The sequence below is a fragment of the Mycobacterium sp. URHD0025 genome (assembly GCF_000426065.1).
Taxonomy (GTDB): domain Bacteria; phylum Actinomycetota; class Actinomycetes; order Mycobacteriales; family Mycobacteriaceae; genus Mycobacterium.
Genome location: NZ_AUEQ01000006.1, coordinates 521,718 through 547,028 on the forward strand (window position 1 = coordinate 521,718; position 25,311 = coordinate 547,028).

Below are 25,311 nucleotides of genomic sequence, written 5' to 3' on the forward strand. Positions count from 1 at the left end.
ACCGACAAGTGGCCTTCAGCGGTGTTCGGGGGCGGCCGCGCAGACCAGCTCGGCAGGCAGTCCCGGCACCCGGCCGACGGCGTCGAGCAGCGCGTGCGCACAGCTGTCGGCGACGAATCCGGCATCGATCGAGGGGTCCTTGAGCCGTTGACGGCACATTTCGAAGGTCAGTGCCAGCCAGCCGTAGACGGTGGCGCGCAGATCACGTTCGACCTTGGCGTCCAGCGGTTCGGACACCGACGCGCCGATGCGGCTCATGATCCGGTCGGCTTGACGGTCGTTGTCGATGTCGTCGACACCGCGCAGTACCGGGTCGGTGCGGCCCAGTCCCATGTAGGCCGCCCACGCCCCGTGCGGATGCTCCTCGTCGTAGCGCAGGTAGGCCAGCACGCCCGCGCGCAGCTGGCCGAACAGGCTCTGACCAGGCTCCGGGGGAGTGCTGGTGGCCTCGAACAGGCGCTCGCCCTCGGCCTGCACCACGGCGGCGAAGAAGGCGCGCTTGTCGGGGAAGTAGTGATACATCAGGGCTCGTGAGACGCCGGCGCGTTCGGCGATCTCGTCGATACGCACCTCGTCGTACGGTCGTTGGCCGAATACCTCGGCTCCCAGCGCCAGCAGCTCGTTACGTCTGTCGGCAGGGGAGAGCCGCCGTCTCGACTCGGCACTCACGCCTGCAGCTTAACGTGACCGGCCTTACTTGACACATGTATAACAAGGCCGGAATCCTGGTGCCATGACCGTCGCGGGCCACCGGACCTCAGCGCAGGAGAAGGCGAAGTACCCGAAACTGCCCCACCCGCCGCGCCGGGTGCCGGTGCTCGGGGACGTGCTCGGTCTGAAACCCGACTCCTCGATGCAGAACGCGATGGGGATGGCCGAGCTGGGGCCGATCTGTGAGTTCCGGTTCCTGGGTGCGCGCTACGTGGTGGTGACCGGAGCCGACGCGGTCGCGGACCTCAACGACGAGACCCGCTTCTGTAAGCACGTCGGCCCCGATATCGAGGCGCTTCGGATCATCGGCGGCGACGGGTTGTTCACGGCCTACAACGACGAACCGAACTGGCACAAGGCTCATCAGCTGCTGATGCCTGCGTTCAGCCAGGCCGCGATGCGTCGCTACCACGGCGTGATGTTCGACGTGGCCGACGAGCTCACCGACCGCTGGGACCGGCAGTCCGACCTGGGTGACACCGTCGATGTCTCGGCCGACACCACTCGGGTGACGCTGGAAACCATCGGTCGCTGTGCGACCGGATACTCGTTCGGATGCTTCCAGGGCGACGAAATGCACCCCTTCGTCGCGCACATGGTGTCCGCGCTCCTGGGTGCAGATCGCCTCGGAGTGCTGCGCGAAACCTTCCTTCCCGCCTTCGTCTACCGCCGTTACGAGCGCCAGGTCCACCGCGACGCGAAGTATCTGCACGAGCTGGCCGACGAGATCGTCTCCCGGCGGGCACAGCGATCCGAGGCCCATGAGGATCTGCTGCAGATCATGCTGGAGTCCGATCTCGACGCCGCCAACATCCGCTTTCAACTGATCAACTTTCTGATCGCCGGGCACGAAACCACATCCGGTGCACTGTCTTTCGCGCTCTATTTCCTGTCGCAGCATCCGCGGGTGTTTGCCCGGGCCCGCGACGAGGTGGACGAGGTCTGGGGTGATGAGGCGCGGCCCGAGTTCGAGAAGATCGCCAAACTGCGCTATGTCCGGCGGGTTCTCGACGAATCGCTGCGGTTGCAGCCGACGGTGCCGGCGTACTACCGCGCCGCTCGCGCGGACACGGTGCTCGCCGGAATCCACCCGATGCGCAAGGGCGACTGGGCGCTGGCACTGACCACGACGCTGCACCGAGACCAGCGGTGGGGCCCCAACCCGGATGCCTTCGATCCGGACCGATTCTCCCCGGAACAGGTGCGGGCCAGGCCCGGCGGCTTGTACAAGCCGTTCGGCACCGGTGAAAGATCATGCATCGGAAGGCAATTCGCGCTGCACGAGGCGGTGCTGATGTTGGCGGTGCTGATCCGGCGCTACGACCTGACCGCCGATCCGGACTACACGCTGCGGGTCCAGGAACGGCTGACCATGATGCCGTCCGGATTCCGGCTGGCCCTGCATCGCCGCTAGGCCAACGCCGGGCTGCCGATCAGGCATGAAACACCCCGATCCGGGGTACGGTCTTCGTGGACAGATCCGCGACGTCGGCAGGTCCGCGCATGGAATGGTTCATCGCAGACGAATATTGGTTGGCCAGACAGGTGTTGCAGCGGGGGACCGCCGCAATCTATCTGATCGCGTTCATCGTGGCGGCCCGGCAGTTCCGTGGGCTCCTCGGTGAGCGCGGGCTGCTCCCGATACCCCGATTCCTGGCCGTCAACTCGTTCCGGCGCGCCCCGAGCGTCTTCCAGTTCCACTACTCGGACCGCTTCTTCGGGGCGGTCTGCGTCGCCGGCGCGGTGTTGTCCGCGGCCCTGGTGGCGGGCGCCGCAGATCTGGTGCCCTTGTGGGCAGCGATGCTGACCTGGTTGCTGCTGTGGGTGCTGTACCTGTCGATCGTCAACGTGGGGCAGTCGTGGTACTCGTTCGGGTGGGAATCACTGCTGCTCGAAGCCGGGTTCCTGGTGATGTTCCTGGGCAACGACGATGTCGGGCCACCACTTCTGGTGCTGTGGCTGGCCCGCTGGCTGGTGTTCCGCGTCGAGTTCGGTGCGGGCCTGATCAAGCTGCGGGGCGACCCGTGCTGGCGCAACCTGACCTGCCTCTACTACCACCACGAGACACAGCCCATGCCCGGCCCGCTGAGCTGGTTCTTCCACCACCTGCCCAAGCCGCTGCACCGAATCGAGGTGGCCGGCAACCACTTCGCCCAGCTCGTCGTGCCGTTCGCGTTGTTCGCTCCGCAACCGGTGGCCAGTGGGGCGGCGGTCGTCGTGATCATCACCCAACTGTGGCTGGTCGCATCGGGCAATTTCGCCTGGCTCAACTGGATCACCATCGTGTTGGCCTTCAGTGCACTCTCCGATCCCGCTGCGGGCGTGTTGTTCCCGATCCCCGAACACCAATTCGGCCCTACCCCAGCATGGTTCGTCGTGGTGGTGATCGCCTTCGCCGCGGCCGTGGCTGGCCTGAGTTACCTGCCCGCACGCAACCTCGTCTCCAAACGGCAGCGGATGAATGCCTCCTACAACCGGTATCACCAGGTGAATTCCTACGGCGCGTTCGGCTCCGTCGGCCGAACCCGCGATGAGGTGGTGCTGGAGGGCACCTCGGAGCAGGACCTGACCGAGGACACCGTGTGGAAGGAGTACGAGTTCAAGGGCAAGCCCGGCGATGTCCATCGGTGGCCGAGGCAGTTCGCGCCCTATCACCTGAGGCTCGATTGGCTGATGTGGTTCGCCGCGATCTCACCGGCGTATGCCCACGGCTGGTTGCGCGTGCTGCTGACCCGGCTCCTGGAGAATGACCGGGCCACCCTGAAGCTGCTGCGCCGCAATCCGTTCCCCGATGAGCCGCCCCGTTACGTGCGCGCCCGGGTGTACCGCTACGAGTTCAGCACGTGGAGCGAGCTGCGTCGCGAACACGTCTGGTGGCATCGCACGCCGCTGGGCCTCTACGTCCCGCCGCAGACGCTGCCCTCCGGGCGGTCATCTGCCGGCGCGCAGTGACCGCTGGTAACGGCGCATCCCCGCGATCCACCGGTCGTAGTCGGACCCCTTGTGGCGGTACATGTCGAGCACCTGCGGGTGCGGTAACACGAGAAACCGGCCGGACTGCACGGCCTCGACAGTCGCGGCGGCCACCTGTTCGGCACTGATGACCTCGCCGGACTGCACGATCGACGCCGCACCGGCCGCGGAATCCGGATCCGCCGAGGCTCGCACCGCATCGAGCAACGGAGTGGCCACCCCCAACGGACACACACAGCTGACCCCGATGTTGTCATCGCCGTACGTGATGGCCAGCCATTCGGCGAACCCGACCGCCGCGTGCTTGGTGACGGCATAGCCGGCTGCCCCGATCTGGGACAGCAGACCGGCCGCCGAGGCGACCGACACGAAGTACCCGCCGCCGCGCGACGACCATTGTGGGACAAGCACTTGTGCCGCCCGGATGTGGGAGCGCAGATTGACGTCGAGAATGCCGTCCCAGCTCTCCTCGGTGCCAAGGCCCGGTGCGCCGATGATTCCGGCGTTGGCGACATAGATGTCGACCGGGCCGAACTCGGTGGTGGTCAGCGCCTCGATGTCGGCCGTGACACCGGCGTCGGCCCGGGTTCCCAGAGCCTGCCCGCCGCCGGACCGGATCTGCGCAGCCGTCTGTTCGGCCGACCCGGCATCAAGGTCGGCGGCCACCACCCGGGCGCCCGCCGCGGCGAACGCTTCGGCCAGCGCCCGGCCGATGCCTGATCCGGCGCCGGTGATGACCGCAACCGTCTGTTCGATGTCCATGGCCCCCTGCCTACCGAAGATCGGCGGCGAGCGCACTTGTAACCCGACCGTGTCCGGGGTTCATCGAGCGGAAACAAAACGTCCCTAAGTTATGGATCCAAGCTTGGATCCGAACATGAACGGCTTCCCACCAGAGGAGAACACATGATCGCGCCGACGGCACCCGGGATTCACATCGGGGGACTGACGAAGCAGTTCAGGGTGGGCCGGTCGGTTGTCACAGCGCTCGACGGCGTCGACATCCAGTCCGACCAAGGTGAGTTCGTGACGCTCCTCGGACCGTCCGGCTGCGGCAAGAGCACCGTGTTGCGGATCCTCGCCGGGCTTGAGGCGCAGAACGCGGGCACCGCCCTGGTCCACGGCGAGACCCCACAGGACATGCGCAGGCACCACCATCTCGGCATCGCGTTCCAGGATTCGGCCCTGCTGCCATGGCGGTCGGTCAGGTCCAACATCCGGTTGCCGCTCGAGGTGTCCAAGCAGTCCGTGTCCGACGATTTCGTCCAGGAACTCATCGATCTGGTGGGGCTGACCGGCTTCGAGGCCGCACGGCCCGCCCAGCTGTCAGGCGGTATGCGTCAGCGGGTCTCCATCGCGCGGGCCCTCGTCGTAAAGCCCAAGGTGCTGCTGCTCGACGAGCCGTTCGGCGCCCTGGACGACATGACCCGCCAGAGCCTCAACGTCGAGTTGCTCCGGATCTGGACCGAACGGCCCGCCACCACCCTGATGGTCACCCACGGCATTGCCGAGGCGGTGTTCCTGTCCGACACGGTCGTGGTCATGAGTGCCCGGCCGGGCCGGGTGGTGAAGTCGGTCCAGATCGACCTGCCCAGGCCTCGACTGCCGGAGATGATGCGCACCAGCGAGTTTCACGAATACGTCGACCTGCTGTCATCCATCCTGTTCGGCTCGCGTTCTGACGAGGCCGAGGTACGGGTGGCGGTGGGCCGATGAACCACAACCGCCTTGCCGGTCTGGCCGGCTCTCTGATCGTGCTGTCGGTATGGCAACTCGTCGGCATGACGGGCATTCTCGGGCCCGGCATCGTGGCGCCGACCGAGATCCTTGCCGGGGTGATGTCCGACGGCGCTGCCTTCTACGGCATCCACATACCCGTCACTCTGGCTTCGGCGTCCGTCGGATACTTCTGGGGCAACCTTGCCGCGATCGGCTGCGCAGCCCTGGTCACCACCGTGCCGGCACTGGAGAAGTTGGTGCTGCAGGCGGGGATTGCGTCGGCGTGCATCCCTCTGATCGCGATCGCTCCCATCCTGGCCGCCTGTTTCGACGGCATGGTCACCTCGGCCATCATGGCGGCCGTCTCCGTCTTCTTCACCACCCTGGTGGGAACGATCAACGGCCTGCGCCACGCGGATCCGCTCAGCAAGGACCTGGTGCGAGCCTACGGCGGCGGCAGATATCTGGTATTGCGCAAGGTCGAACTGCTCTCGGCGCTGCCCAGCATCCTGACTGCGCTGAAAGTCGCTGTCCCGGCAGCGATTCTGGGTGCGATCATCGGTGAGTTCATGGGGCAGGAACGTGGCCTCGGTGCCGCACTCGTTGTCGCGCAGTCTTCCAGCGATGTGGTCCGGACCTGGGGCATCACTCTGGTGTCGAGTCTCATCGCGGGCCTCGCCTTCGTTTTGGTCAACACCGTCGAGAAGGTTGCCACGCCATGGGCCGCCGGGATGGCAGGAGGGCGAGCATGACAACTCTGCAGACGCCGACGGCCCGCGGTGCCGCACGTATGCTGCTGACGTCGGGCGGTGCGGTGCTCGCAATCCTCGTGGTGTGGACCGTGTTCATCGGCGTGGCCGACGTGAGCTCGTATGTGGCCAAGTCGCCGGCCGACGTCTGGCACTATCTGTTCGTCGACGGCGATGCTGCGGCTCACCGGGCCGGTATCGCCACGAATCTCGCCAGGACAGCTGTCGACGCCGCGTACGGATTCGTCCTCGGACTGGTTCTGGCGGCCGGGGTTTCGCTGCTGTTCTACTTCTCCAGGACGGTCGAGAGGATGTTCCTGCCGACCGTCACGGCGCTGCATGCGATCCCGATGGTGACCATCGCTCCGATCCTTGTGCTGATCTTCGACCGCGGCGTGCTCGGAACGGCTGTCATCGGAGCCGCCATTGTCGTGGTACCTGCGTTGCTCACCATGTTGCACGGAGTTCGCAGCACCCCGCGGACCGACGTCGAGATGATCACCGCCTACGGCGGCTCCACATGGGCAGCTTTCTCGAAGGTGGCCCTGCCCCACGCGATCCCCACCTGGTTCGCCGCCGCACGGGTCGCGGTGACCACCTCTGTGGTCGGAGCGCTGCTGGCGGAATGGCTGGCCACCGGCGAGGGTCTGGGCGGTCAGATGCTGCGCGATGCCAACGAATTCGAGTTCGCCCGGCTGTGGGCGTCGGTCGTCGTGCTCACCATCACCTGCGTCGTCGTCTACCAGATCGTCAGCGTCATCGAGGCCGCTGTCACCGCCCGCATGAGTGCTCCTCGCTGAGCACGCCACCACTCAATCTCGAACGGACACATCTATGAACAAGCATCTCGGTCGACGCCAGTTCCTCACCAGAGGCCTCGCAATCGGTGGCCTCGCGCTGGGCGCACCGGCCGTACTCTCCGCCTGTGTCTCAGGCGAATCCAGCGGAGCCGCCGACGGATTCGGCGTGGCCTCCCAGCGGCTCGCCTGGATCAAGAACACCCAGTTCGCCGGCAGTTACGTCGCGGACAAGAAGGGCTACTACACCGACGCCGGATTCAGCGGCGCTGACCTGGTCTCCGGCGGGCCCACCGCGCCACCGATCGAATCGGATGTGTTGTCGCGTACCTTCGCGGGGGTGTCGCAGGTGCCGATCGTGGGATCGGCTGTGGCCAAGGGGGCGCCGCTGAAGATCGTCGGCGCGGTCTACAACCGATATGCGGGCTGCATCATGTCGATGGGAGACAAGCCGATCAAGACTCCGGAGGACCTGTACGGCAAGACAATCGGATGTGCGTCGTCGAGCGAACCCGTCTGGCGCAACTTCATGTCAGCCCTGAAACTGGACTCCTCCCGAATCAACACGGTCCCCGTCCAGGGAGACCCCATCGGTATGACCGCCGGCCAGATCGACGGCTACCTCGGTTTCATCAACAGCCAGGTTGTCGACCTCCGGCACAAGGGATTCGACATCAACACCATGCTCCTGGCCGACGTCGGATTTCCGCTCGTGGGGCAGACCTACATCACCACGCAGGAGAACATCGACAAGAATCGGGACAAGCTCAAGGCGTTCCTGCACGCCGAGATCCGCGGCTGGCGCGAGGTGCTCGACAACCCGAAGATGGCGACGGATCTCACGGTCAACGAGTACGGCAAAGACCTGCATCTGAACCCCGAGGCCACCTACGACTGCTGCCTGGCCGGCAACGAACTGATCCGCGATGGGAGGCCTTCGCAACAGATCGTGGCGATCTCCGACGAAACCGCGGCGGCGAACATCAAGGCCATTGCTGCCGGCGGGCTCAACCTGTCCGTCGACGACCTGTTCGACCTCGGCCCCATTCGCGAAGTCTACGAACAGAACCCGGATCTGACGCTGACGTAGCTCGCACCTCGACCCATCGAATGACCACATGAACAGAAAGGTCGTGACATGACCGCTCCACCCGCCCCGGACCTCGTCGTAACCGGAGGAACCGTGGTGTCCCACGACGGCCGCCGCCGCCAGGACATCGCGGTGGCCAAGGGCAAGGTCATCGCGGTCGGCGATGACCTTGCGATGGAAGGGGTTCCGACGGTCGACGCGGCCGGGCTGCTGGTACTGCCCGGCCTGGTCGACGTGCATGTGCACCTCCGCGAGCCTGGCATGACCGAGAAGGAAGACTTCGCCAGCGGCACGTCGGCGGCGGCCGCAGGCGGGGTGACCACCGTTGTCGACATGCCCAACACGAAACCACCGGTCGCCACAGCGGAGCGTTACCAGCAGAAGCTCGATCTGGTGAAGAACAAGGCATTCGTGGATTTCGGGCTCTACGGAATGCTCGATCACGACAACGCGGACGAGATTGCCGGTATGGCCGAGCTGGGCGCCATGGGGTTCAAGCTCTTCATGGGACAGACGACGGGCGACAACCGCTGCCCCAACGACGCCGCGATATTCCGTGGCCTGGAAGCCGCTGCCGACGCGGATCTGGTGGTCGGTGTCCACGCCGAGAACGACCACCTGTTGCGCATGTTCGGAGACCGGTTGCAGGCCGAGGGCCGGCGGGATCCGCGTGCCCACCTGGAGGGCAGGCCGGCGTTCGTCGAGGTCGAGGCGATCACCCGGATCATCACCATGGCCACCGAGGCCAAGACGAAGCTGCATATCCACCACCTGTCCACCGCCGCGGGACTGCAACGCGTCATGGACATGCGGGCTCAGGGTCACCGGGTCAGCATCGAAGCCCTGGTGTCCCATCTGTTCCTCGATGACAGTGCCTATGACACCTACGGAAACCTGATCAAGCTCAACCCGCCGATCCGCCCGGCGGCCGATGTCGCCGCGCTGTGGGCGGGCATCGACCGGGGTGATGTCGACGTGGTCGCTACCGACCACGCTCCGCACACCGTCACCGAACAGGCCGAGACCGATGTGTGGAAGGCCTATGGCGGATTCATCGGCGTCGAGACCATGCTCCCGCTGATGCTGACCGCCGCCGCCAAGGGCCGGCTGGCGGTGGAGGACATCGTGCGATTGTGTTCGTACACCCCGGCACGGCGCTGGTCGATGGCCGACAAGGGCCGGATCGCACCGGGTTTCGATGCCGACCTCGTACTTGTCGATTCCGGTGCCGAGGTGGTGCTGGACCAGGCCGGCCTGCACTCCAAGCACAATGTCACGCCCTATCACGGGTGGGAGCTCACCGGCAGTGTGGTGGCCACCTATCTGCGCGGTCAACTGGTCTACGAGAAAGGCGAGGTGATCGGTGCACCCGCCGGCCGCCAGGTGAAGCCGGTACGGGAGGGCGCGCGATGACGGCCCTCCTGGAGGCCGACGGCGCAGCGACGATCCGTGCCGCCGTGGCGCAGTGCGTCGACGAGGTGCGGAGCGTCGCAACCGGATCAGCCTCGTCGGACCCGACCGTGATCGCGGGAATCGGCACCACTGCCGCGCATGCACTGAAGGGCAGGCTCCTGCACGACGCACTGCTCGCCGAGAACGTCGACCTGGACGACACCGTTCACTTCGACAGTCCCGTTGAGCTACTGGGTGATTCGCGCTGGTCGCTGGCCCTGGTGCTCAGCCCGTGGAAACAAGAGGTGGCTCCTGCGATACCGACTCTGACCACGTCGGCCGCACAGACGGGCGTGGTCGACACCATCGTTCGCGGATCGACAGGCGCGGTCGGAGTCAACACCAACAGCTGGGCTTCCCAGGCAGCCATGGAGACCCTGATGGGCGGCAGGACTCCGGAGTCGGTACTGGTGCTGGGTTCGGGCGGTTCGTCGAACTCGGTGGCGCTGGCCTGCCGTCGGGCGTGGCCGCAGGCCCACCTTATCGGTTCGGCACGCAACGTCGAGGCGCTCGCGACGTGGGCGCGGCGATTCGGCGCCGAGCACTGCGGCCCGGCCGGGGTCGCCGAACTGCTGGGAGACGAGCCGCCGTCGCTGCTCGTCAACACCACGACCTGGGGGGAGACCGACGCCTCGGAGGACACGCCGTTCGCCTTCGACTTCGGCCGGCTGACCGCGCCCGGCAACCAGTTCTTCGACCTGAACAACCGGGTGAGCGCATTGCAGACATCGGCGCTGCAAGCGGGTATGAACGTGATGTCGGGCACCTTCATGCAGCGCGCGACGAACGCGTGCCGCGCCGCACTGGCGAAAGCGAGGATGAGATGAGTCCGTTGGACAGTACCCTCGCCGTTTCCACCACGGGTGAACCGCTGAGCGTGCGCGAGCAGGTGTACCGCTATCTGCGGCAGCAGATCACCACCGGTGAATACGCCGGCGGTATCCGGCTGACCGAGGAGGAGATCGCCGAGGATCTCGGGGTCAGCCGGACGCCGATACGTGAGGCGCTGCAGCGCTTGACGAGTGAAGGACTCGTCGAGCGGGTGAGGCGCGGTCAGCTCGTGGTGGTCGAGGTCGACGCGGCCGCCCGCGCCGAGTTGCACGAACTGCGGGTCGCGTTCGATCAGGTCGCGGCGAAGCTGGTCACCGCCAAATACGCTGAAGTGGACTGGGATTCGCTGTATGACGGGCTGGACCCACTTGCCGCCGCAATGCGGGAGCACGGCGTCGTGAGTCCGCAATATGCGATGGCGCATCTGGAGTTCCACATGGCCATCAATCGCGCCGCGTTCTGCCCGATCACGTCGTCGTTCCTGGAGCGCCAGGCGTTTCTGTATCCGACCGACGACTACGTCCAGCAGCCGGGTCATGAGCCGATCTCCCAGCACCGCACCCTGCTCGACGACCTTGCCAGCGGCGACCTCGACCGCGCGGCCACCGCCATGCGCGTGCACGCGCTGCGCGGCCACGGCAACACCACGTTGAGCTGAACCTACTTTTCCAGACGGAGTTTTCATGTCACACGAGACTGTCCTGATGTTTGTCAACGGCCAGGCCATGTCGGGCGGGCCGCTCAACGATGCCCTGGCCTCGGCCCGGTTCGTCGGTCCGGTGCGCACCGCGCCGGCCTACCGGTTCTTCTCCTTCGGCGACGTGTTTCCCGGGCTGGCACCGGTGCGCTCTGGCGGCTGGTCGGTGCCCGGGGAGATCTACGAGATGAGCTACGCAGAACTACGGGAGAATCTGTTGCCCCGGGAGCCCGCCGAGCTCGAACTTTCGGTGATCCAACTCGAAGACGGCCGCGGTGCACTGAGTATGGTGTGCCGATCGTTGCCGACCGAGGATGACCAGGCGCGGGAGATCACCGCACGTGGTGGGTGGCGACAGCACCTGGGCGAGCCTGCCGGGACGCGGTGATGCCGATCCTGCAGGCCGGGATCGACCCAGGGACCGCGGAGCACTATCTGTGGTGCAACAGCGAAACCATCAGTTGGGGAACGCTTCCCACCCCTGACACGGCACCGGTGCTCACCGTCGACAGCGGCCGGACCGTCACCTTCGACACCGTGTCGCAGGAAGGGCTGATGGAGGATCAGGGCCGTGACCCGGTCGCCTACTTCGGCCGGCACGGTGTCGAGAGGACCGATGTACTCACCGACGCCATCGACCTGGCAGCGTCGGACCTGCGCAAGCCGGTAGCGCCGAAGGCACCGCATATCGTGCTCGGGCCGGTTCACGTCCGCGGTGCACAGCCGGGCGATTGGCTACGCGTCGACTTCCTGGATCTGCGGCCGCGCGTCCCGTACGGTGTCGTCTCCAGCAGGCACCAGCGCGGTGCGCTGCCGGATCGGCTGCCGCGAGAATCCGACGGCAGTATTCCCGCGGTGTTCAGCAAGTTCTGCAGGCTCGACGGGACCGGAACACGTGCCGTGTTCGAATTCGCCCGTGGCCGAGCGACAATCGGATTCCGGCCGTTCATGGGCCTGTGTGGTGTGACCCCTGCCGGTCCGGAGCCGCTCAGCACCATCCCGCCGGGTCCATTCGGGGGCAACATGGATGTGCGGGACATCGTGGTCGGCAGCTCGCTGTACCTACCGGTCCAGGTGCCCGGTGCTGGGTTCTACCTCGGCGATCCTCACTTCGCGCAGGGCAACGGCGAGATCGCCCTGACCGCGCTGGAAGGTTCGTTGCGGGCTACGGCACGCCTTACGGTGGTGACCTCGCTGACACCGGCGCGTGCGCCCATGCCGTTCGTCGACACCGATGATCACTGGATCATTCTCGGCATGAACGAAAGCCTCGACGAGGCGATGCGTCAGTGCGCTCAACTGTCGGTCGACTTCCTGTCGGCGCACACCGGGATGACACCCAGCGAGGCATACCTCTATCTCAGTGCGGCCGGCGACTTTTCGGTCACCCAGGTGGTCGACATCGTCAAGGGTGTGCACTGCACGATCCGCAAATCCGACTTCTGTTAGGACTGTGATGGCCCAGAGTTCACCGGTGACAGCGCACGGACGAGCCGTGCCGGTATTGCACAACGCCACGCTGCCGGACGGCCGCGTCGTCGACGTGCACCTCGAACGGGGAAGGGTTCGCGATGTCGTCCCCGCCGCGGGGCGGGTGGCCGTCGGAGATGACCTCGACCTCAGCGGGCATCTGCTGCTGACCGCTCCTACCGAGCCGCACGCGCATCTGGACAAGGCGCTGTCCTTCGACGAGATCCGGCCGCCCATGGGAGATCTCGGCGCAGCCATCGCCGCGTGGGAAAACCACACCCCGTCCCTGACCGTCGAGGGCATCGCCGAGCGTGCTCGCAGGGCGGCACTGCTGTTGCTCGGCAACGGAACCACCGCGGTGCGGTCGCACGTCAACCTGTTGCGCGGCGATGACCCACTGCGGGGGATCCGCGCGCTGGTCGCGGTGCGCGAGGAACTCGCCGCCGTCATGGACATCCAGATCGTTGCCATGGCGCCGTACTTCGCCGACGATGCGGCCGTGCACGCAGCCCTGGATCTCGGTGCCGAATTCGTCGGCGGCCATCCACACCAGACGCCGGATCCCAGCGGAAATCTACAGCGGTTGTTGGCGATTGCGCGCTCCCGCAATGTCGGCGTAGACATGCATACCGACGAACAACTCAACCCGATGATGCTCACGCTGGAGGAACTGGCGCATTCGGTGCGGGACTGGCCGAAGTCGTTGCCGGTCACCGCCGGACACTGTGTCAGCCTGGGGATGGTGCAAGCCGATGTGCTCGACCGGGTGATCCGCGCGGTGAAACACAGTGACGTCGGCATCGTCAGCCTCCCGATCACCAATCTGTACCTGCAAGGCTGGGCCGATCCGGTCGCCACGCCGCGCGGACTGACTGCCGTTCGGGCGTTGTTGGACGCCGGTGTGCGCGTTGCCGGTGGCGCGGACAACGTCCGCGACCCCTACAACCCGCTGGGCCGCAGCGACGCACTGGAGACCGCGATGCTGCTCGTGGCGGCCGGGCATTTGTCGGTCAGTGAGGCTTACCACGCTGTCAGTGCAGGGGCCCGCGACATCATGGGTCTGCCGGTGGCGGGAGTGGCTGCCGGCCTGTCCGCGGATCTGCTGGCCATCCGGGCATCGAGCTTGGAAGAGGCGGTGGCCGGCGCGCCACAGGATCGAATGGTGCTGAGCCGGGGCCGCCTCGTGTCGATCAGTCGCACCAGCCGATCCTGCGCTGTGACGCGGGTCGGCCGCCTACCCGAAATGGACGCCCTGGGCCAGCGGTAGCTCCGAGGAGTAGTTGACCGTGTTGGTGGCCCGTCGCATGTATGCCTTCCACGAGTCGGACCCGGACTCGCGGCCACCGCCGGTGTGCTTCTCGCCGCCGAACGCGCCGCCGATCTCGGCTCCCGAGGTCCCGATGTTGACGTTGGCGATGCCGCAGTCGGATCCGTCAGCGGCCATGAACCGCTCGGCCTCACGTACGTCGGTGGTGAAGATCGCCGACGAAAGGCCCTGTGGCACTGCGTTGTTCAGGGCGATCGCATCGTCGATGTCGTCGTAGGTCATGACGTACAGGATGGGCGCGAAGGTCTCGGTGTGCACGATGTCCGTCTGTGCCGGCATCCGCACCACTGCGGGCGCGACATAGAACGCACCCTCGTCACCGAGGTCGTGACGCTCACCGCCGAACACCTCGCCGCCGTCGGCGCGGGCCTGCTCCAGTGCCCCGACCATGTCCCGGTAGGCCCGGGTGTGGATCAGCGGGCCGACCAGGGTGGCGTCCACGCTCGGATCGCCGATCGGGAGGCTCTGATAGGCCGAGACGATTCGCGACACCAGATCGTCGGCGACCGACGAGTGCACGATCAACCGGCGCAGCGTCGTGCACCGCTGGCCCGCGGTACCCGCCGCGGAGAACACGATCGCCCGCACGGCCAGGTCCAGATCGGCCGAGGGTGACACGATCGCTGCGTTGTTGCCGCCCAGCTCGAGCAGAGCCTTGCCGAACCGGGCCGCCACCCGCGGGCCCACCTGTTGGCCCATGCGCACCGAGCCGGTCGCGCTGAGTAGCGCCACCCGCGGATCGTCGACCAGTCGCTCACCCAGCTCACGTCCGCCCAGGATGAGTCGGCTCACGGATGCGGGCGCGCCGACGTCTGATGCGGCGCGCTCGATCAGTGCCTGGCAGGCGATCGCGGTGAGCGGCGTCAGCTCCGACGGCTTCCACACCACCGTGTCGCCGCACACGAGCGCCACCGCGGTGTTCCATGCCCACACCGCGACCGGGAAGTTGAAAGCGGTGATCACGCCCACGACGCCCAGCGGATGCCACGTCTCCATCAGTCGGTGTCCGGGCCGTTCGGAAGCGATGGTGCGCCCGTACAGCTGGCGCGAGAGCCCGACGGCGAACTGGCAGATGTCGATCATCTCCTGCACCTCGCCCAGTGCCTCGGACGTGATCTTCCCGGCCTCTACCGTCACGAGCGTGGCCAGGTCGGCCTTGTGTTCGACGAGCAGTTCGCCCAGGCGTGCCACCAGGGCACCGCGCACGGGCGCCGGGGTGGCACGCCAGGTCGAAAAGGCTTGTGCGGCAGCCGCGATAGCGGCATCGACCTGTTCGAGGCTGTCCTCGGGGAGGGTGAACAGCACGTCACCGGTGATCGGCGTGCTGGCGTGCAGGCCACTGTCCGGGGTGGTCGGCTCGCCGAGTTCCGGTGTGGCGCCGAGGGCTTCCAAGGACCTCTGTACCCGCCGGCGCAGCTCCTCTGCCGTGGGGAGATCGGTCCGTTCGGTGGTGGTCATCGTGTGCCTTTCTGGGGTTGCCGAGGCGTTACAGTGCGGGCCATGGGTGAAGCCGACGAATATGTGCTGGACGACACCGACCGGATCCTGGTCCGCGCGCTCGTCGCCGACGGCAGGGCCACGCTGTCGCACTTGGCATCGGCCGCGGGGTTGTCGGTGTCTGCGGTGCAGGCTCGGGTGCGCCGGTTGGAGTCGCGGGGTGTGGTGACCGGATACGCCGCGCGGCTCAATCCCGAGGCGCTGGGCAACATGCTCTCGGCGTTCGTCGCCATCACTCCTCTCGATCCGTCCCAACCCGATGATGCACCCACGCGGTTGCAGCACATCCCCGAAATCGAATCGTGCCACTCGGTGGCTGGTGAGGAGAGCTACGTCCTGCTGGTTCGGGTTTCCTCGGCCCGGGCCTTGGAGGACCTGCTCCAGAGGATCAGGACCGCCGCGAATGTCCGGACGCGCAGCACCATCATTCTGCAGACTTTTTACAGTGGTCGAGACTACATTCCGTAACACTTCCTGTCACAAGTGCTGGCCACCGTAAAAGTTCCGTTAGTATGGCGCCATGACCGCAGTGCTGACGACCACGCCGCACGTAACGCCTGACCAGGTCCGGGCAGTCCTGGCGCGCAGCGTCCTGACCGACGGCTTCGACTTCGTGCTGGATTTGGACCGTTCCCGGGGTTCCTATCTGGTGGACGCGCGCACCAGTGAACGCTTCCTGGACATGTTCACGTTCTTCGCCTCGTCGGCTCTCGGGATGAACCACCCGGCGCTGACCGGCGACGTCCCCGGCGCTGAAGAATTCCGGTCCGAGCTGGCGCGGGTTGCGGTCAACAAGCCGAGCAATTCCGACATCTACAGCGTGCCGATGGCCCGGTTCGTCGATACCTTCCGTCGCGTCCTCGGCGACTCCGCACTACCGCATCTGTTCTTCGTCGACGGCGGTGCGCTGGCGGTCGAGAACGCGCTCAAGGTGGCCTTCGACTGGAAGAGCCGGCACAACGAGGCGCACGGGCGCGATCCGGCGTTGGGTACCAAGGTGCTGCATCTCCGCGGAGCATTCCACGGTCGCAGCGGATACACCATGTCGCTGACGAATACGGACCCGATCAAGGTGGCCCGATTCCCGAAGTTCGACTGGCCCCGCATCGACGCTCCCTATCTGCGACCTGGAGCGGATATCGATGCGCTCGAAGCTGATTCGCTGCGTGCGGCCAGGGCCGCGTTCGAGGAGAACCCCCACGACATCGCCTGCTTCATCGCCGAGCCGATCCAGGGGGAGGGCGGTGACCGGCACATGCGGCCCCAGTTCTTCGCCGCCATGCGTGAGTTGTGTGACGAGTTCGACGCACTGCTGATCTTCGACGAGGTGCAGACCGGGTGCGGTATCACCGGAACCGCTTGGGCCTACCAGCAATTGGGGGTTACCCCCGATGTGGTCGCCTTCGGCAAGAAGACTCAGGTGTGTGGGGTGATGGCGGGTCGAAAGGTCGACGACATCGCCGACAACGTCTTCACCGTGAGTTCGCGGATCAACTCCACGTGGGGTGGCAACCTGGTGGACATGGTGCGCTCACGGCGCATCCTCGAAGTCATCGAGTCCGACGATCTGCTGCGCAACGCGACGGTGATGGGTGACCACCTTCTCGATCAGTTACGCGCGCTCGCAACCGATTACCCCGGCACGGTCCTCGACCCACGCGGCCGCGGCCTGATGTGCGCATTCAGTTTGCCCTCAGCCACCGCGCGCGACGAGCTGGTGAGGCGGTTGTGGGACCGCCACGTCATCATGCTGCCGAGTGGGCCCGACTCGGTGCGTTTCCGGCCCACGCTGAGCGTGACACGCGACGAGATCGACCGATGTCTCGAGGCGGTTCGGGACGCGTTGAGGTCAGGGGTCGCGGGCCGGCTCTGACGACGCGGCGCGGCGCAGGATGGACTTGAGCCTGGGCAGGTCGGCGCCGCCCACGAGTTCGCAGCCGTGCAGTTCGGCGAGTTTACGTGCGGCCGGGGTGAATTGGTTGTTGGTGACCACCATGGTCCTGGTGCAATCCTGCATCGGCGCACCCGCGACGACCTCCTGCACGGCGCTTGCACCCACCGGCCGTGACAGTCGTTTGCATTGCACCGCAATCCGGTTCGGCCGATGTCCGACGATCAGATCCACCCCCCAATCGCCCGTGAGAGGAGTCATGATCACCGGCAGTCCACAATTGCGTGCCGCGCGGGCCACATGGTCTTCGAATTCCAGCCCGGTCATCTCTGTGGCCGCTTGCTCGCGCGCGGTCGGAGTGCCGGCCCCACGCAGTGCGCCCAGCAGGAATCGTGGCGTGGCCGCCAGTAGCAGCGGTACGGCCACGCCGATGGCTGCGCTCCGAGCCGCGTCGACTCCGGCCAGGTGACACGCGATCGCGGCTGCCGCGCCGGCCGAGATGAGGATCTTGATCCGGGCCCGTCTCACGACGCTGAATGTAGATGTTGCCGGTGACAAATGTCGTGAGGAATCGATGGAGCCACTGCCCGCTCGCCGCGTTAGGCTCCATCCGTGACGAGTGACCCGGACGCGGGGAACACCGAGTCGCCGATCGAGCATGCGCTCGCCGGCGGTGAGCCGCAGCGTGTCGGCTGGTTCCGGTTCTATTTCGCCGACGAGCGCTGGGAATGGTCGCCGCAGGTGGAGCGGATGCACGGGTACGACCCTGGTACCGCGCGCCCGACCACCGAGTTGGTGCTCGCCCACAAGCACCCCGAGGACTACGGGCAGGTGGCCGCGACTCTGCTCGAGATCCGCCGCACTTCCGGGGCGTTCAGCACCCGGCACCGCATCATCGACACAGCCGGCGACGTCCATCACGTCGTTGTGGTCGGGGATCAGCTTTTCGATGACAACGGTGCGATCATCGGGACGCACGGCTTCTACGTCGATGTCTCACCCTCGATCGCGCAGGCGCAGGCGCAGGCCGTCACCGACGTGGTGGCGGGAATCGCGGAGGCCCGCGGTGCCATCGAGCAGGCCAAGGGCATGTTGATGTTGATCTACCGGATCAACGCGGAAGCGGCGTTCGACCTGCTCAAATGGCGGTCGCAGGAGACCAATACGAAGTTGCGGCTGCTGGCCGAGCAGCTGGCCGCAGATTTCCAGGCCCTCGATTACTCCGAGACGCTTCCCAGCCGCGCGATCTTGGACCGGATACTTCTCACCACCCACGTGCGGGTTCGCCGGGAGGTTTAGCCAGGGCCCGCCAAGGGAAGTAGTGGTTCATGACGGCCCCGACCCTGACCGCGATGGCCCTCGTCTGCAGCCTCAAGCGCCGTCCGGCGGAGTCCAGCAGTGAGCTGATCGCCGGCCAGGTCCTCGAGAATCTCGGCGCGCTCGGGGTCGGCACGGAGTCGGTGCGGTGCGCCGATTTCGTCATCGAGCCCGGGGTAGAGGCCGATATGGGTGGTGACGACCAGTGGCCGGAGATCCGCCGGAAGATTCTCGACGCCGACATCCTGCTGCTGTCGACACCGGTGTGGCTGGGACACCCGTCGAGCATCGCGCAGCGCGTCCTGGAACGACTCGATGCCGAACTGTCCAACACCGACGACGCCGGTCGTCCGGTGCTGGCGGGCAAGGTGGCGCTGGTATCGGTCGTGGGCAACGAGGACGGTGCCCACAAGACCGTCGCCGACCTTTTCCAGGGTCTCAACGACATCGGCTACACGATCCCAGCGCAGGGCTGTACGTACTGGAACGGCGAGGCCATGCACGGCACCGATTATCAGGATCTCGACGAGGTACCCGGTCCCGTCGCCGATGCCACCGCCGCCGCGGCGCGTAACGCCGCGCATCTGGCCGAACTGCTCAAGGTGGGGCAATACCCACGCTACGAGTAAGAGGGAGAAATGATGAAAGGTCCCGACGATCCTGTCGACCACACCAGGACGACCCGGCCGCATGCCGGGGAGGCGATGAAGGACAACCGCAACATGCCGGCGCTGGTGCTGATCGGCCTGGGTGTGGTGATGTTCGTCGCGTGCCTGTTCGGCTTCGCGACCGGCAACACCGGGGTGGGCGTGGTGCTCGCCGTGCTGGCCGCGGTCGGCCTGCTGGCAGGTGGGCTGTGGCTCGCGATCGCGCATCTGCGCGTGCGGCGTATGGAAGAACGTTGGTACGCAGAACATCCCGGTGTGATCCGGCAAGCGCCGAACAGTTGATCCGAGCAAGCGAGATGGCCCAGCCACCTTGGCTGGGCCATCTCTTCAATCAGGTCGGGCTAGGGCCTCTGGCTCGCCTGCTCGCGCTTTTCGGCGGCCTTGGCACCCGCCCGGGCCGATTCGGCCTCGGCTTCCTTCTTGGCCGCGTCCTGCTGGGCGTCGGCCTTGTCCTGCTGGGCCTTACCCTCGCGGACCAGGTCTTCACGCCCGGTCACAGTACCGACGGCTTCCTTCGCCTTACCCTTGACGTCCTCGACGACGCCCTTGATGCCTTCTTCAGGTCCTGAGTTCTTCTCGGTCATGCTCTACCTTTCCGCTGCTTGGAGTGGATTGGTTTTTCACGCGGCTTCTCCACGCACCCCTGGGATTTCCCGGATGCGGCGGCGCTAAACGTGTCGTGACGAATCGCCGATCGCCAAACAGGAAGTTTGCGGACGGCCCGGTTGGGTATCGGATAGGGGTGCTTTCCGGAATGAGTGAAATGGCCGGTGAAATGTCCGCAGAGACCATTGCCGTTGGCGCCGAGAGCGTTTACCGGCCGCAGCACGACTCGTGGCTGCTGATCGACGCGCTCGAGCGCCACGACGTCGTGGCGGGCCGGCGGGTGGTGGACCTGTGTACCGGAAGCGGAGCCGTTGCCATCGCCGCGGCCGAGCTGGGTGCCAGAGAAGTTACCGCGCTGGATATTTCACCCAGCGCGGTGCACTGTACACAGGCCAACGCGCTGGCGGCACGGGTCGATGTCGATGCCAGGCTCGGCTCGTGGACCCAGGCGCTCGAACATGAACCGTTCGACATCGTGATGTGCAATCCGCCCTATGTTCCGGTGGCGCCGGAGACCTCCGCGGACGCGGTCGTCTCGACCGGCCCGATGGTCTCCTGGAACGGAGGGCCGGACGGCCGGCTGGTTCTCGACCCGCTGTGCCGCTCGGCCGCCGCGCTCCTGGCCGAAGGCGGGTCGCTGTTCCTGGTCCAGTCGGAGTTCGCCGATGTCGAACGGTCGTTGGACCTGTTGCGGTCGGCTGGCCTGGACGCGGACGTCTGTGCGAGCCAGCGGATTCCGTTCGGCCCGGTGTTGCGCCTGCAGGCTCATTGGCTCCGGGACACCGGGCGACTGATGGAAACCAGGGCCGAAGAGGAACTGGTCGTCATCCGGGCGGACAGAACATGAGCGAGTGTCGGGCGGTGCGGGTGGTTCAGGGCGGGCCGATCCTGATCGAGGGGCCGGTACGGATCGAGCTGCCCGATGGGACCACCGTGGAATCAGATCGGTTCATGGTGGCGCTGTGCACGTGCCGCCGGTCCAAGACCTATCCGTTGTGTGACACCAGCCACCGCAAGGTCAAGCGGACGTCAAGCAAGCGGCCGGCATAGCGAACTACGTTCGGCCACCCAGCATTTCATCAGGTGGTCGGCCAGCCTGTCCTCCATGGCGGCGAAGGCGCGAATCCCGAACACCACATCGGTGTCGAGGTCTGGCTCGCGCCGCACCAGGTCGCCCACCACATCGTGCCGGACCACCTGTTCGTGTACCGCGTCGGCCTCCACGTGCTCACGGTAGAACCTGATGCATGCCTCGGGCGCGTCCATTCGTTCCAGGGCGGCCACCATGCGCTGCGATCCGGGCGAGGACGTGATCTCGGTGGCCGCGAAATGGCCCGCGGCGGCACCACGTAGTCGTCGGTGCAAGCCGAACATGGACATGAGATTGACCAACGCGAGGCTCTCGGCCGGTACCGCGTCCAGATAGCCGAGGTAGCGGTTGTCCAGCTCGGCCTCGCGCATGAGGTCGGCGAAGAGGTGCTGGTGGAGGCGATCGGCCGAACCGGCCCCGTATTCGTCGTACTCGACGGCGACGAAGGCGGCTTTCGCCTGGCCGCTCAGGCGCGGGATCAGCCACGCGTGCGGGTCGCCCTCTTTGAGGTGGTACAACGACCGGTGCACGAAGTACTCGCGCATCTGGTCCCATGTGCCCTCGTCGCGAAGGTGATAGGACGGGCCCGTGCCGTCGACGGGCTCGGCCGACACGCGCGCCATCTCGCGTTCGGCGGTGTCGTCCGGATCGATTACGCCGACCTCGCGCCGGACCGCCGCGAGGAATATTCGCTCGAACTGCGAGCGCAGGTGCAACAGCCCCGCGTTCCATTCCCAGTCCTGATCGACGCCGGCAAAGCCTCGGTAGTGCAGTTCGTAGCAGATGTAGAGCGCGAGTTGCACATCCAGGCCGAACGGATCGGCATCACGCAGCGGGATCCACACCGGTTCGAGGTGGTTGTGCGGTGCCCGATCGCCGAGCCGCTCGATGAGCGCGCCGGAGATGGGCCCCTTCGCGGGCGGCAGCCCCGGCTGCGTAAGGGTTGATGGCGTCGTCATGGCGCAGGAGGTATGCCCGTCGGCGGTCTTGGGTAAACCCGTCTGCTGCAGTGTTTTTACCGCTTCTACGGGTCTACTCGATGGTGCCTGGTGCGCCCGTGCCGATCCCGCTGGTCGCCGTCGCCGCCCGGCCGAACACCAATCCCAAGCCGATCATGACGATTGCCAAGCCGAAATGCAGCCAATTGTCGGCGTTGTTCACCGGGATGAAATTGGCCGAACTGTCGCGGTCGATCACCAGACCGTAGAGCCAGAGGAGGGCATAGATCACCCCGCCGCCGATCAGATACGCGCGCGCGGCGCCGGCTCGCCGGGCGGTGAGCACGCCGACCGCTCCGAATGCCAGGTGCACGAGATTGTGCAGAACCGACACACCGAACACCCCCAGCAGCATCGCTTCCGAATGGTGTCCGGCCCAGTGCAGATCGCCGTAGTCGGTGGTGATGCCCGGGATGAACCCCAGCACACCGACGACGAGGAAGAGGATCCCGACAATCATGGCGCCGGCTTGCAGTGGGGCCCGCCGCGCAGGGCGGCCGGGGCTCCTTGGATTCGCAGTTCCCACGGGACAGCCCTTTCTGTGAGAGTCGCGCCAGGGGCGCGGCTGTGTCGCTGTGGGTTACCCGCCGGGGTCCGGTCAAACCGTTTCGGGCGGTTTGTACTGGTACCGGGCGGGGTATACGAGCGATCTGTCGGAGTCGAGGTGAGGAACATGGCCAGGCCAGAAGCGCTTTTCGAGCGGATCGCCGACGTCATCGAGTCTCAGCGGCAGCGGGCGCTCACGGAGTATGCCGTTGCCGAGTTGCTGTGGCATTGCCGTGGCGATGCGGTCACTGACACCGAAGGGCCGGCGGGCGTCGGCTGTACCCGGCACGCAGCATGATGTGGTCGGAAGCGACTCTGGCCACGTCGTCCCATGCGGCCAGGAAGGTCCCGCGATGCCGCCATGCGGCGATGGTTGCGATGAGCCACGGTGCGTCGAGGCCGGTGCGCTCGTAACCCAGATACGCCGAGCGGGTGCGCGGACTGATCACCAGGCCGGTCAGTTCTGGACTGCGCGGGTGATCCGCGCCGTCTCCGGCGATCCTGAGCCGGACATCTATGACGGTTCCGACCGGGTGGTGCCCGGCATCCAGCACGCGGAGCCCGAGCAGATTACTCAGCTGCATGACGTCCTCCCGGGATACGCGCGACGATGTGGTCGCGCAGCCAGCGTTCTACCCAGTCGGCGTCCGCCGGCAGCTCCGAAGACGTCAGGTGCACGGTGACGTCCACCGAAGCGACGTGTCTCCAGGGAATCTCGTGCAACATCGATCGCGGCGGTGCACCGCCGAGGATGCGCGTCATCACCACTTGTCCTGAGAGGATCGCGGTGACGCGCGGCGGTGGGCTGCCCGGTTCGATGTCCACATCGGCCTCGATGCCGTCGATTTCGAGATCGTCGACGATGCCGACCGGGGCACCGTCGTCGTCGAGCAGCTGCCGGTCCAGCAGGTGCAGGCGGGCGTCGACGATGCTCATTGGCCCGCCGCCGTCACGATCATCAGCGGTATGGCTGCCAGCGAGGCGGCCACGATGATCACCAGATACACCGAACCGAACATGTTGAGCAGCCTTCCGTTCGTCTTGTCGCCCATATACTCCGGATCGTTGGCCACGATGAGGATGGGCAGATAGGTCAGCGGGAGTGCGATGGCCGAGAACACCACCGAATACTCGGTGACCATCACCGGGTCGACGCCCGTGAACAGGACCGCGGCGCCGACGACGATGCTCACGAACATCACGACGTGGAACCGGGACGCCTCGGCGGGACGGCGGAACTTGCCCCACGGCCAGCCGAAGAACTGGGCCAGGGTGTAGCCACTGGACAGCGTGGTCTCGAGGGCCGCGCCGAATGTGGCCGCCACGATGCCGACGATGGCGAACGCCAGCGCGAGTTTTCCGCCGGCCTCCACGACGGGCATCACGATCTGCGACAGTGATGTCACCTCGATCTGTTGCGGTAACAGAACCAGGGTCGCGCAGGTCGCGATGGCCACCGAGAGGATGCCGCCGAGTGGGAACCCGACCAGGACGTTGAGCCGTGATACTCCGAGATCTTTTGTCTTCCAATGTTCTTCAACGGCGCCGGAGGAGAAGAAGAACACCTCGTACGGGGTCATCGCGGCCCCGAACAACGCGATCGCGTAGTACCAGTAGGTCGCCGAGGATTCGGATTCCGGAATCACCGGTTGCGTCGCCTGCTGGGCCAGCTCGCCCCAATGTGGTTGCAGGGCAAAGACGGCCACGGCGAAGACGATCAGGCACAGCCCGGCCAGACCGGCGGTGTTCTCCATCACCGAGAACTTGACCCGCCAGACCACCAGCCACACCGCGAAAGCCGCCACCGGTATCCACATCATCCGCCCGACGTCCGTCGCCAGTTGCAGCGCCAGGGCGACGCCGCCGATCTCGGCCGTCAGGGTCATCAGATTGATCAGGAACGAGGCCGTCAGGTTCGCCGCCGCGGTCCGCGGCCCCAATCGTTCCCGGATGATCTCGAAGGTGGCGCGCCCGCTCACCGCGGCCACCCGGCCCGCCATCTGGGCGAACAGGCAGATCCCGACAACGCCGACGAGCACCACCCAGACCAGTGCCAACCCGAACCGGGAACCGACCACGGCATTCATCACCAGATCGCCGATGTCGAGGAATCCGCCGATCGCGGTCAGAATTCCCAGCGCTACCGCAAAGAACTTCTTCATCAGCGGTAACCGTTTTCCAGGGCGGCGGCCGATGTCAGCAGTTGGCCGCGGAGTGCGGACAGCTCGGGCTCGGCCGCCACCTCGCGGACCCGAGCCGAGGCGGTGTTGAGTTGGCCGATCAACGTGGTCTGGGCTTCGGTGAGCATCCGCTGGCGGTCGAGGTCGACCGGTTCGTCGGCCTTGAGATCCGCGATCCCCTTGTAGGCCTTGACGATCTCTTCGCGCGCATCGGAGATCTGGACGCTGACCAGTTGCGGTGTGGAGCGGTCACGTATCCGCAGGTCCAACGCGTATGCGCCGCTGCGGGCGGCGGCCACCGTCTCTTTCATGCTCTGGGCGAGCTGGCCGGGCATGCCGTCGCGGTTGGCTGGGCAACGGGTCAGCAGGAGCCCGAGTACGGCGATCAGTACGACGGTGATCAGTGCCGTCCGAACCCGCCGCGCACGGTCTTCGCTTTCTGCCTGCTCCGCCATGGCGGTCACCGTCATCCGGGCAGGGTTTCGCCGCCGTCGTCGCGGTCGAACTCATCGAGTCCGAGGTCGTCGGTGACCGCCTCCCGCTGTTCCTGCCAGTCCGGATCGGCGGCCTCCAGTGGAGGGCCGTCCTGGTCTGTCACAGCCACTTCGGCGTCGGGAACCGGTTCGCTGGGCTCGCGGTCCTGCTCGAGCGCGTCGGCGATCGGTACCTCGTCGGGCACATCGTCGCGGGTCATACGGCCGG

The 25,311-nt window shown here is 66.3% G+C and carries 31 protein-coding genes; 19 read left to right on the forward strand and 12 right to left on the reverse strand.

What is annotated here, in order from left to right; translation table 11 throughout:
- Positions 1 to 15 precede the first annotated feature (15 nt).
- Complete coding sequence (locus H977_RS0106955) at positions 16 to 669, reverse strand: TetR/AcrR family transcriptional regulator (protein WP_029107179.1); 654 nt, start codon at positions 667 to 669, stop codon at positions 16 to 18.
- A gap of 64 nt (positions 670 to 733) precedes the next feature.
- Here H977_RS0106955 and H977_RS0106960 point away from each other — a divergent pair, with 64 nt between their 5' ends.
- Entirely contained in the window at positions 734 to 2,125 is a 1,392-nt protein-coding gene (locus H977_RS0106960; protein ID WP_029107180.1) for a cytochrome P450, read from the forward strand.
- A gap of 89 nt (positions 2,126 to 2,214) precedes the next feature.
- Complete coding sequence (locus tag H977_RS0106965; RefSeq protein ID WP_029107181.1) at positions 2,215 to 3,663, forward strand: lipase maturation factor family protein; 1,449 nt, start codon at positions 2,215 to 2,217, stop codon at positions 3,661 to 3,663.
- Here the strand turns inward: H977_RS0106965 and H977_RS0106970 are convergent.
- On the reverse strand, positions 3,643 to 4,446 hold the full coding sequence (locus H977_RS0106970; protein WP_029107182.1) for an SDR family NAD(P)-dependent oxidoreductase: 804 nt from the start codon (positions 4,444 to 4,446) through the stop codon (positions 3,643 to 3,645). The two genes, H977_RS0106965 and H977_RS0106970, sit on opposite strands and share 21 nt — an antisense overlap.
- 144 nt (positions 4,447 to 4,590) lie before the next feature.
- Here H977_RS0106970 and H977_RS0106975 point away from each other — a divergent pair, with 144 nt between their 5' ends.
- The 10 genes from H977_RS0106975 to H977_RS32665 are packed head-to-tail and all read left to right on the forward strand — an operon-like array spanning position 4,591 to position 13,756.
- Entirely contained in the window at positions 4,591 to 5,400 is an 810-nt protein-coding gene (locus tag H977_RS0106975) for an ABC transporter ATP-binding protein (protein ID WP_029107183.1), read from the forward strand.
- Positions 5,397 to 6,155 (forward strand): ABC transporter permease, encoded by a 759-nt coding sequence (locus H977_RS0106980; RefSeq protein ID WP_029107184.1) that lies wholly within the window; start codon positions 5,397 to 5,399, stop codon positions 6,153 to 6,155. Before H977_RS0106975 ends, H977_RS0106980 begins: the two co-directional genes overlap by 4 nt.
- A complete protein-coding gene (locus tag H977_RS0106985) occupies positions 6,152 to 6,952 on the forward strand; it encodes an ABC transporter permease (RefSeq protein WP_196808176.1) in 801 nt (266 codons plus the stop codon). The genes H977_RS0106980 and H977_RS0106985 overlap by 4 nt, the downstream gene beginning before the upstream one ends.
- A 34-nt stretch (positions 6,953 to 6,986) precedes the next feature.
- The gene (locus H977_RS0106990; RefSeq protein ID WP_029107186.1) at positions 6,987 to 8,039 is read left to right on the forward strand and encodes an ABC transporter substrate-binding protein; all 1,053 of its coding nucleotides are present in this window, start codon (positions 6,987 to 6,989) and stop codon (positions 8,037 to 8,039) included.
- Positions 8,040 to 8,087: 48 nt separating this feature from the next.
- The gene (allB, locus tag H977_RS0106995; protein ID WP_029107187.1) at positions 8,088 to 9,452 is read left to right on the forward strand and encodes an allantoinase AllB; all 1,365 of its coding nucleotides are present in this window, start codon (positions 8,088 to 8,090) and stop codon (positions 9,450 to 9,452) included.
- Positions 9,449 to 10,318: a hypothetical protein gene (locus tag H977_RS0107000; protein WP_029107188.1), complete on the forward strand. Its 870-nt coding sequence runs from the start codon at positions 9,449 to 9,451 to the stop codon at positions 10,316 to 10,318. Before allB ends, H977_RS0107000 begins: the two co-directional genes overlap by 4 nt.
- Positions 10,315 to 10,980, forward strand: coding sequence for a GntR family transcriptional regulator (locus tag H977_RS0107005; protein ID WP_036475260.1), 666 nt, complete (start codon positions 10,315 to 10,317; stop codon positions 10,978 to 10,980). The genes H977_RS0107000 and H977_RS0107005 overlap by 4 nt, the downstream gene beginning before the upstream one ends.
- 25 nt (positions 10,981 to 11,005) lie before the next feature.
- Complete coding sequence (locus H977_RS0107010; RefSeq protein ID WP_036475262.1) at positions 11,006 to 11,407, forward strand: allophanate hydrolase-related protein; 402 nt, start codon at positions 11,006 to 11,008, stop codon at positions 11,405 to 11,407.
- Complete coding sequence (locus tag H977_RS0107015; RefSeq protein ID WP_036475264.1) at positions 11,407 to 12,468, forward strand: acetamidase/formamidase family protein; 1,062 nt, start codon at positions 11,407 to 11,409, stop codon at positions 12,466 to 12,468. The genes H977_RS0107010 and H977_RS0107015 overlap by 1 nt, the downstream gene beginning before the upstream one ends.
- A gap of 25 nt (positions 12,469 to 12,493) precedes the next feature.
- Positions 12,494 to 13,756: an amidohydrolase family protein gene (locus H977_RS32665; protein ID WP_231395890.1), complete on the forward strand. Its 1,263-nt coding sequence runs from the start codon at positions 12,494 to 12,496 to the stop codon at positions 13,754 to 13,756.
- Here the strand turns inward: H977_RS32665 and amaB are convergent.
- A complete protein-coding gene (gene amaB / locus H977_RS0107025; protein WP_029107192.1) occupies positions 13,724 to 15,274 on the reverse strand; it encodes an L-piperidine-6-carboxylate dehydrogenase in 1,551 nt (516 codons plus the stop codon). The two genes, H977_RS32665 and amaB, sit on opposite strands and share 33 nt — an antisense overlap.
- A 42-nt stretch (positions 15,275 to 15,316) precedes the next feature.
- Here amaB and H977_RS0107030 point away from each other — a divergent pair, with 42 nt between their 5' ends.
- On the forward strand, positions 15,317 to 15,781 hold the full coding sequence (locus H977_RS0107030; RefSeq protein WP_029107193.1) for an Lrp/AsnC family transcriptional regulator: 465 nt from the start codon (positions 15,317 to 15,319) through the stop codon (positions 15,779 to 15,781).
- 52 nt (positions 15,782 to 15,833) lie between these two features.
- Positions 15,834 to 17,186: an L-lysine 6-transaminase gene (gene lat, locus H977_RS0107035; protein WP_029107194.1), complete on the forward strand. Its 1,353-nt coding sequence runs from the start codon at positions 15,834 to 15,836 to the stop codon at positions 17,184 to 17,186.
- Here the strand turns inward: lat and H977_RS0107040 are convergent.
- On the reverse strand, positions 17,163 to 17,732 hold the full coding sequence (locus tag H977_RS0107040; RefSeq protein ID WP_196808177.1) for a restriction endonuclease: 570 nt from the start codon (positions 17,730 to 17,732) through the stop codon (positions 17,163 to 17,165). The genes lat and H977_RS0107040 overlap by 24 nt on opposite strands.
- Before the next feature lie 84 nt (positions 17,733 to 17,816).
- On the opposite strand from H977_RS0107040, the gene H977_RS0107045 reads away from it, so the two are divergent.
- The 3 genes from H977_RS0107045 to usfY are packed head-to-tail and all read left to right on the forward strand — an operon-like array spanning position 17,817 to position 19,471.
- Complete coding sequence (locus H977_RS0107045; protein WP_029107196.1) at positions 17,817 to 18,503, forward strand: PAS and ANTAR domain-containing protein; 687 nt, start codon at positions 17,817 to 17,819, stop codon at positions 18,501 to 18,503.
- 29 nt (positions 18,504 to 18,532) lie between these two features.
- Positions 18,533 to 19,150 (forward strand): flavodoxin family protein, encoded by a 618-nt coding sequence (locus tag H977_RS0107050; protein WP_029107197.1) that lies wholly within the window; start codon positions 18,533 to 18,535, stop codon positions 19,148 to 19,150.
- 12 nt (positions 19,151 to 19,162) lie between these two features.
- Positions 19,163 to 19,471: a protein UsfY gene (gene usfY / locus H977_RS0107055; RefSeq protein ID WP_029107198.1), complete on the forward strand. Its 309-nt coding sequence runs from the start codon at positions 19,163 to 19,165 to the stop codon at positions 19,469 to 19,471.
- 59 nt (positions 19,472 to 19,530) lie between these two features.
- Here usfY and mbp1 read toward each other — a convergent pair whose 3' ends face one another.
- Positions 19,531 to 19,773 (reverse strand): microaggregate-binding protein 1, encoded by a 243-nt coding sequence (gene mbp1 / locus H977_RS0107060; RefSeq protein WP_029107199.1) that lies wholly within the window; start codon positions 19,771 to 19,773, stop codon positions 19,531 to 19,533.
- 170 nt (positions 19,774 to 19,943) lie between these two features.
- Here mbp1 and H977_RS0107065 point away from each other — a divergent pair, with 170 nt between their 5' ends.
- Both H977_RS0107065 and H977_RS0107070 read left to right on the forward strand, forming a co-directional pair.
- Positions 19,944 to 20,642: a HemK2/MTQ2 family protein methyltransferase gene (locus H977_RS0107065; RefSeq protein ID WP_196808178.1), complete on the forward strand. Its 699-nt coding sequence runs from the start codon at positions 19,944 to 19,946 to the stop codon at positions 20,640 to 20,642.
- A complete protein-coding gene (locus tag H977_RS0107070; protein ID WP_029107201.1) occupies positions 20,639 to 20,845 on the forward strand; it encodes a CDGSH iron-sulfur domain-containing protein in 207 nt (68 codons plus the stop codon). The genes H977_RS0107065 and H977_RS0107070 overlap by 4 nt, the downstream gene beginning before the upstream one ends.
- On the opposite strand, the gene H977_RS0107075 is transcribed toward H977_RS0107070, so the two are convergent.
- The 7 genes from H977_RS0107075 to H977_RS0107110 all read right to left on the reverse strand — a co-directional run bounded on the left by H977_RS0107075 (position 20,825) and on the right by H977_RS0107110 (position 25,303).
- Positions 20,825 to 21,844, reverse strand: coding sequence for an iron-containing redox enzyme family protein (locus tag H977_RS0107075; protein ID WP_029107202.1), 1,020 nt, complete (start codon positions 21,842 to 21,844; stop codon positions 20,825 to 20,827). The genes H977_RS0107070 and H977_RS0107075 overlap by 21 nt on opposite strands.
- A 73-nt stretch (positions 21,845 to 21,917) precedes the next feature.
- Positions 21,918 to 22,343, reverse strand: coding sequence for a DUF4383 domain-containing protein (locus H977_RS0107080; RefSeq protein ID WP_051288703.1), 426 nt, complete (start codon positions 22,341 to 22,343; stop codon positions 21,918 to 21,920).
- Between the two features lie 331 nt (positions 22,344 to 22,674).
- A complete protein-coding gene (locus H977_RS0107090) occupies positions 22,675 to 23,013 on the reverse strand; it encodes a hypothetical protein (protein WP_029107204.1) in 339 nt (112 codons plus the stop codon).
- Entirely contained in the window at positions 23,000 to 23,365 is a 366-nt protein-coding gene (locus tag H977_RS0107095) for a hypothetical protein (protein WP_051288704.1), read from the reverse strand. The genes H977_RS0107090 and H977_RS0107095 overlap by 14 nt, the downstream gene beginning before the upstream one ends.
- Positions 23,362 to 24,591, reverse strand: coding sequence for an Nramp family divalent metal transporter (locus H977_RS0107100; protein WP_029107206.1), 1,230 nt, complete (start codon positions 24,589 to 24,591; stop codon positions 23,362 to 23,364). The genes H977_RS0107095 and H977_RS0107100 overlap by 4 nt, the downstream gene beginning before the upstream one ends.
- A complete protein-coding gene (locus tag H977_RS0107105; RefSeq protein ID WP_231395891.1) occupies positions 24,591 to 25,079 on the reverse strand; it encodes a hypothetical protein in 489 nt (162 codons plus the stop codon). The genes H977_RS0107100 and H977_RS0107105 overlap by 1 nt, the downstream gene beginning before the upstream one ends.
- The gene (locus tag H977_RS0107110; protein ID WP_036475266.1) at positions 25,076 to 25,303 is read right to left on the reverse strand and encodes a hypothetical protein; all 228 of its coding nucleotides are present in this window, start codon (positions 25,301 to 25,303) and stop codon (positions 25,076 to 25,078) included. Before H977_RS0107110 ends, H977_RS0107105 begins: the two co-directional genes overlap by 4 nt.
- Between the last annotated feature and the right edge of the window lie 8 nt (positions 25,304 to 25,311).

What these genes read in the sequence shown, in the direction of transcription:
- H977_RS0106960 (WP_029107180.1), top strand. Translation starts at nt 734, where the DNA reads ATGACCGTCGCGGGCCACCGGACCTCAGCGCAGGAGAAGGCGAAGTAC.
- H977_RS0106965 (WP_029107181.1), top strand. Translation starts at nt 2,215, where the DNA reads ATGGAATGGTTCATCGCAGACGAATATTGGTTGGCCAGACAGGTGTTG.
- H977_RS0106970 (WP_029107182.1), bottom strand. Translation starts at nt 4,446, where the DNA reads ATGGACATCGAACAGACGGTTGCGGTCATCACCGGCGCCGGATCAGGC.
- H977_RS0106975 (WP_029107183.1), top strand. Translation starts at nt 4,591, where the DNA reads ATGATCGCGCCGACGGCACCCGGGATTCACATCGGGGGACTGACGAAG.
- H977_RS0106980 (WP_029107184.1), top strand. Translation starts at nt 5,397, where the DNA reads ATGAACCACAACCGCCTTGCCGGTCTGGCCGGCTCTCTGATCGTGCTG.
- H977_RS0106985 (WP_196808176.1), top strand. Translation starts at nt 6,152, where the DNA reads ATGACAACTCTGCAGACGCCGACGGCCCGCGGTGCCGCACGTATGCTG.
- H977_RS0106990 (WP_029107186.1), top strand. Translation starts at nt 6,987, where the DNA reads ATGAACAAGCATCTCGGTCGACGCCAGTTCCTCACCAGAGGCCTCGCA.
- allB (WP_029107187.1), top strand. Translation starts at nt 8,088, where the DNA reads ATGACCGCTCCACCCGCCCCGGACCTCGTCGTAACCGGAGGAACCGTG.
- H977_RS0107000 (WP_029107188.1), top strand. Translation starts at nt 9,449, where the DNA reads ATGACGGCCCTCCTGGAGGCCGACGGCGCAGCGACGATCCGTGCCGCC.
- H977_RS0107005 (WP_036475260.1), top strand. Translation starts at nt 10,315, where the DNA reads ATGAGTCCGTTGGACAGTACCCTCGCCGTTTCCACCACGGGTGAACCG.
- H977_RS0107010 (WP_036475262.1), top strand. Translation starts at nt 11,006, where the DNA reads ATGTCACACGAGACTGTCCTGATGTTTGTCAACGGCCAGGCCATGTCG.
- H977_RS0107015 (WP_036475264.1), top strand. Translation starts at nt 11,407, where the DNA reads ATGCCGATCCTGCAGGCCGGGATCGACCCAGGGACCGCGGAGCACTAT.
- amaB (WP_029107192.1), bottom strand. Translation starts at nt 15,274, where the DNA reads ATGACCACCACCGAACGGACCGATCTCCCCACGGCAGAGGAGCTGCGC.
- H977_RS0107030 (WP_029107193.1), top strand. Translation starts at nt 15,317, where the DNA reads ATGGGTGAAGCCGACGAATATGTGCTGGACGACACCGACCGGATCCTG.
- lat (WP_029107194.1), top strand. Translation starts at nt 15,834, where the DNA reads ATGACCGCAGTGCTGACGACCACGCCGCACGTAACGCCTGACCAGGTC.
- H977_RS0107050 (WP_029107197.1), top strand. Translation starts at nt 18,533, where the DNA reads ATGACGGCCCCGACCCTGACCGCGATGGCCCTCGTCTGCAGCCTCAAG.
- usfY (WP_029107198.1), top strand. Translation starts at nt 19,163, where the DNA reads ATGAAAGGTCCCGACGATCCTGTCGACCACACCAGGACGACCCGGCCG.
- mbp1 (WP_029107199.1), bottom strand. Translation starts at nt 19,773, where the DNA reads ATGACCGAGAAGAACTCAGGACCTGAAGAAGGCATCAAGGGCGTCGTC.
- H977_RS0107065 (WP_196808178.1), top strand. Translation starts at nt 19,944, where the DNA reads ATGAGTGAAATGGCCGGTGAAATGTCCGCAGAGACCATTGCCGTTGGC.
- H977_RS0107070 (WP_029107201.1), top strand. Translation starts at nt 20,639, where the DNA reads ATGAGCGAGTGTCGGGCGGTGCGGGTGGTTCAGGGCGGGCCGATCCTG.
- H977_RS0107075 (WP_029107202.1), bottom strand. Translation starts at nt 21,844, where the DNA reads ATGACGACGCCATCAACCCTTACGCAGCCGGGGCTGCCGCCCGCGAAG.
- H977_RS0107080 (WP_051288703.1), bottom strand. Translation starts at nt 22,343, where the DNA reads ATGATTGTCGGGATCCTCTTCCTCGTCGTCGGTGTGCTGGGGTTCATC.
- H977_RS0107090 (WP_029107204.1), bottom strand. Translation starts at nt 23,013, where the DNA reads ATGCAGCTGAGTAATCTGCTCGGGCTCCGCGTGCTGGATGCCGGGCAC.
- H977_RS0107095 (WP_051288704.1), bottom strand. Translation starts at nt 23,365, where the DNA reads ATGAGCATCGTCGACGCCCGCCTGCACCTGCTGGACCGGCAGCTGCTC.
- H977_RS0107100 (WP_029107206.1), bottom strand. Translation starts at nt 24,591, where the DNA reads ATGAAGAAGTTCTTTGCGGTAGCGCTGGGAATTCTGACCGCGATCGGC.
- H977_RS0107105 (WP_231395891.1), bottom strand. Translation starts at nt 25,079, where the DNA reads ATGACGGTGACCGCCATGGCGGAGCAGGCAGAAAGCGAAGACCGTGCG.
- H977_RS0107110 (WP_036475266.1), bottom strand. Translation starts at nt 25,303, where the DNA reads ATGACCCGCGACGATGTGCCCGACGAGGTACCGATCGCCGACGCGCTC.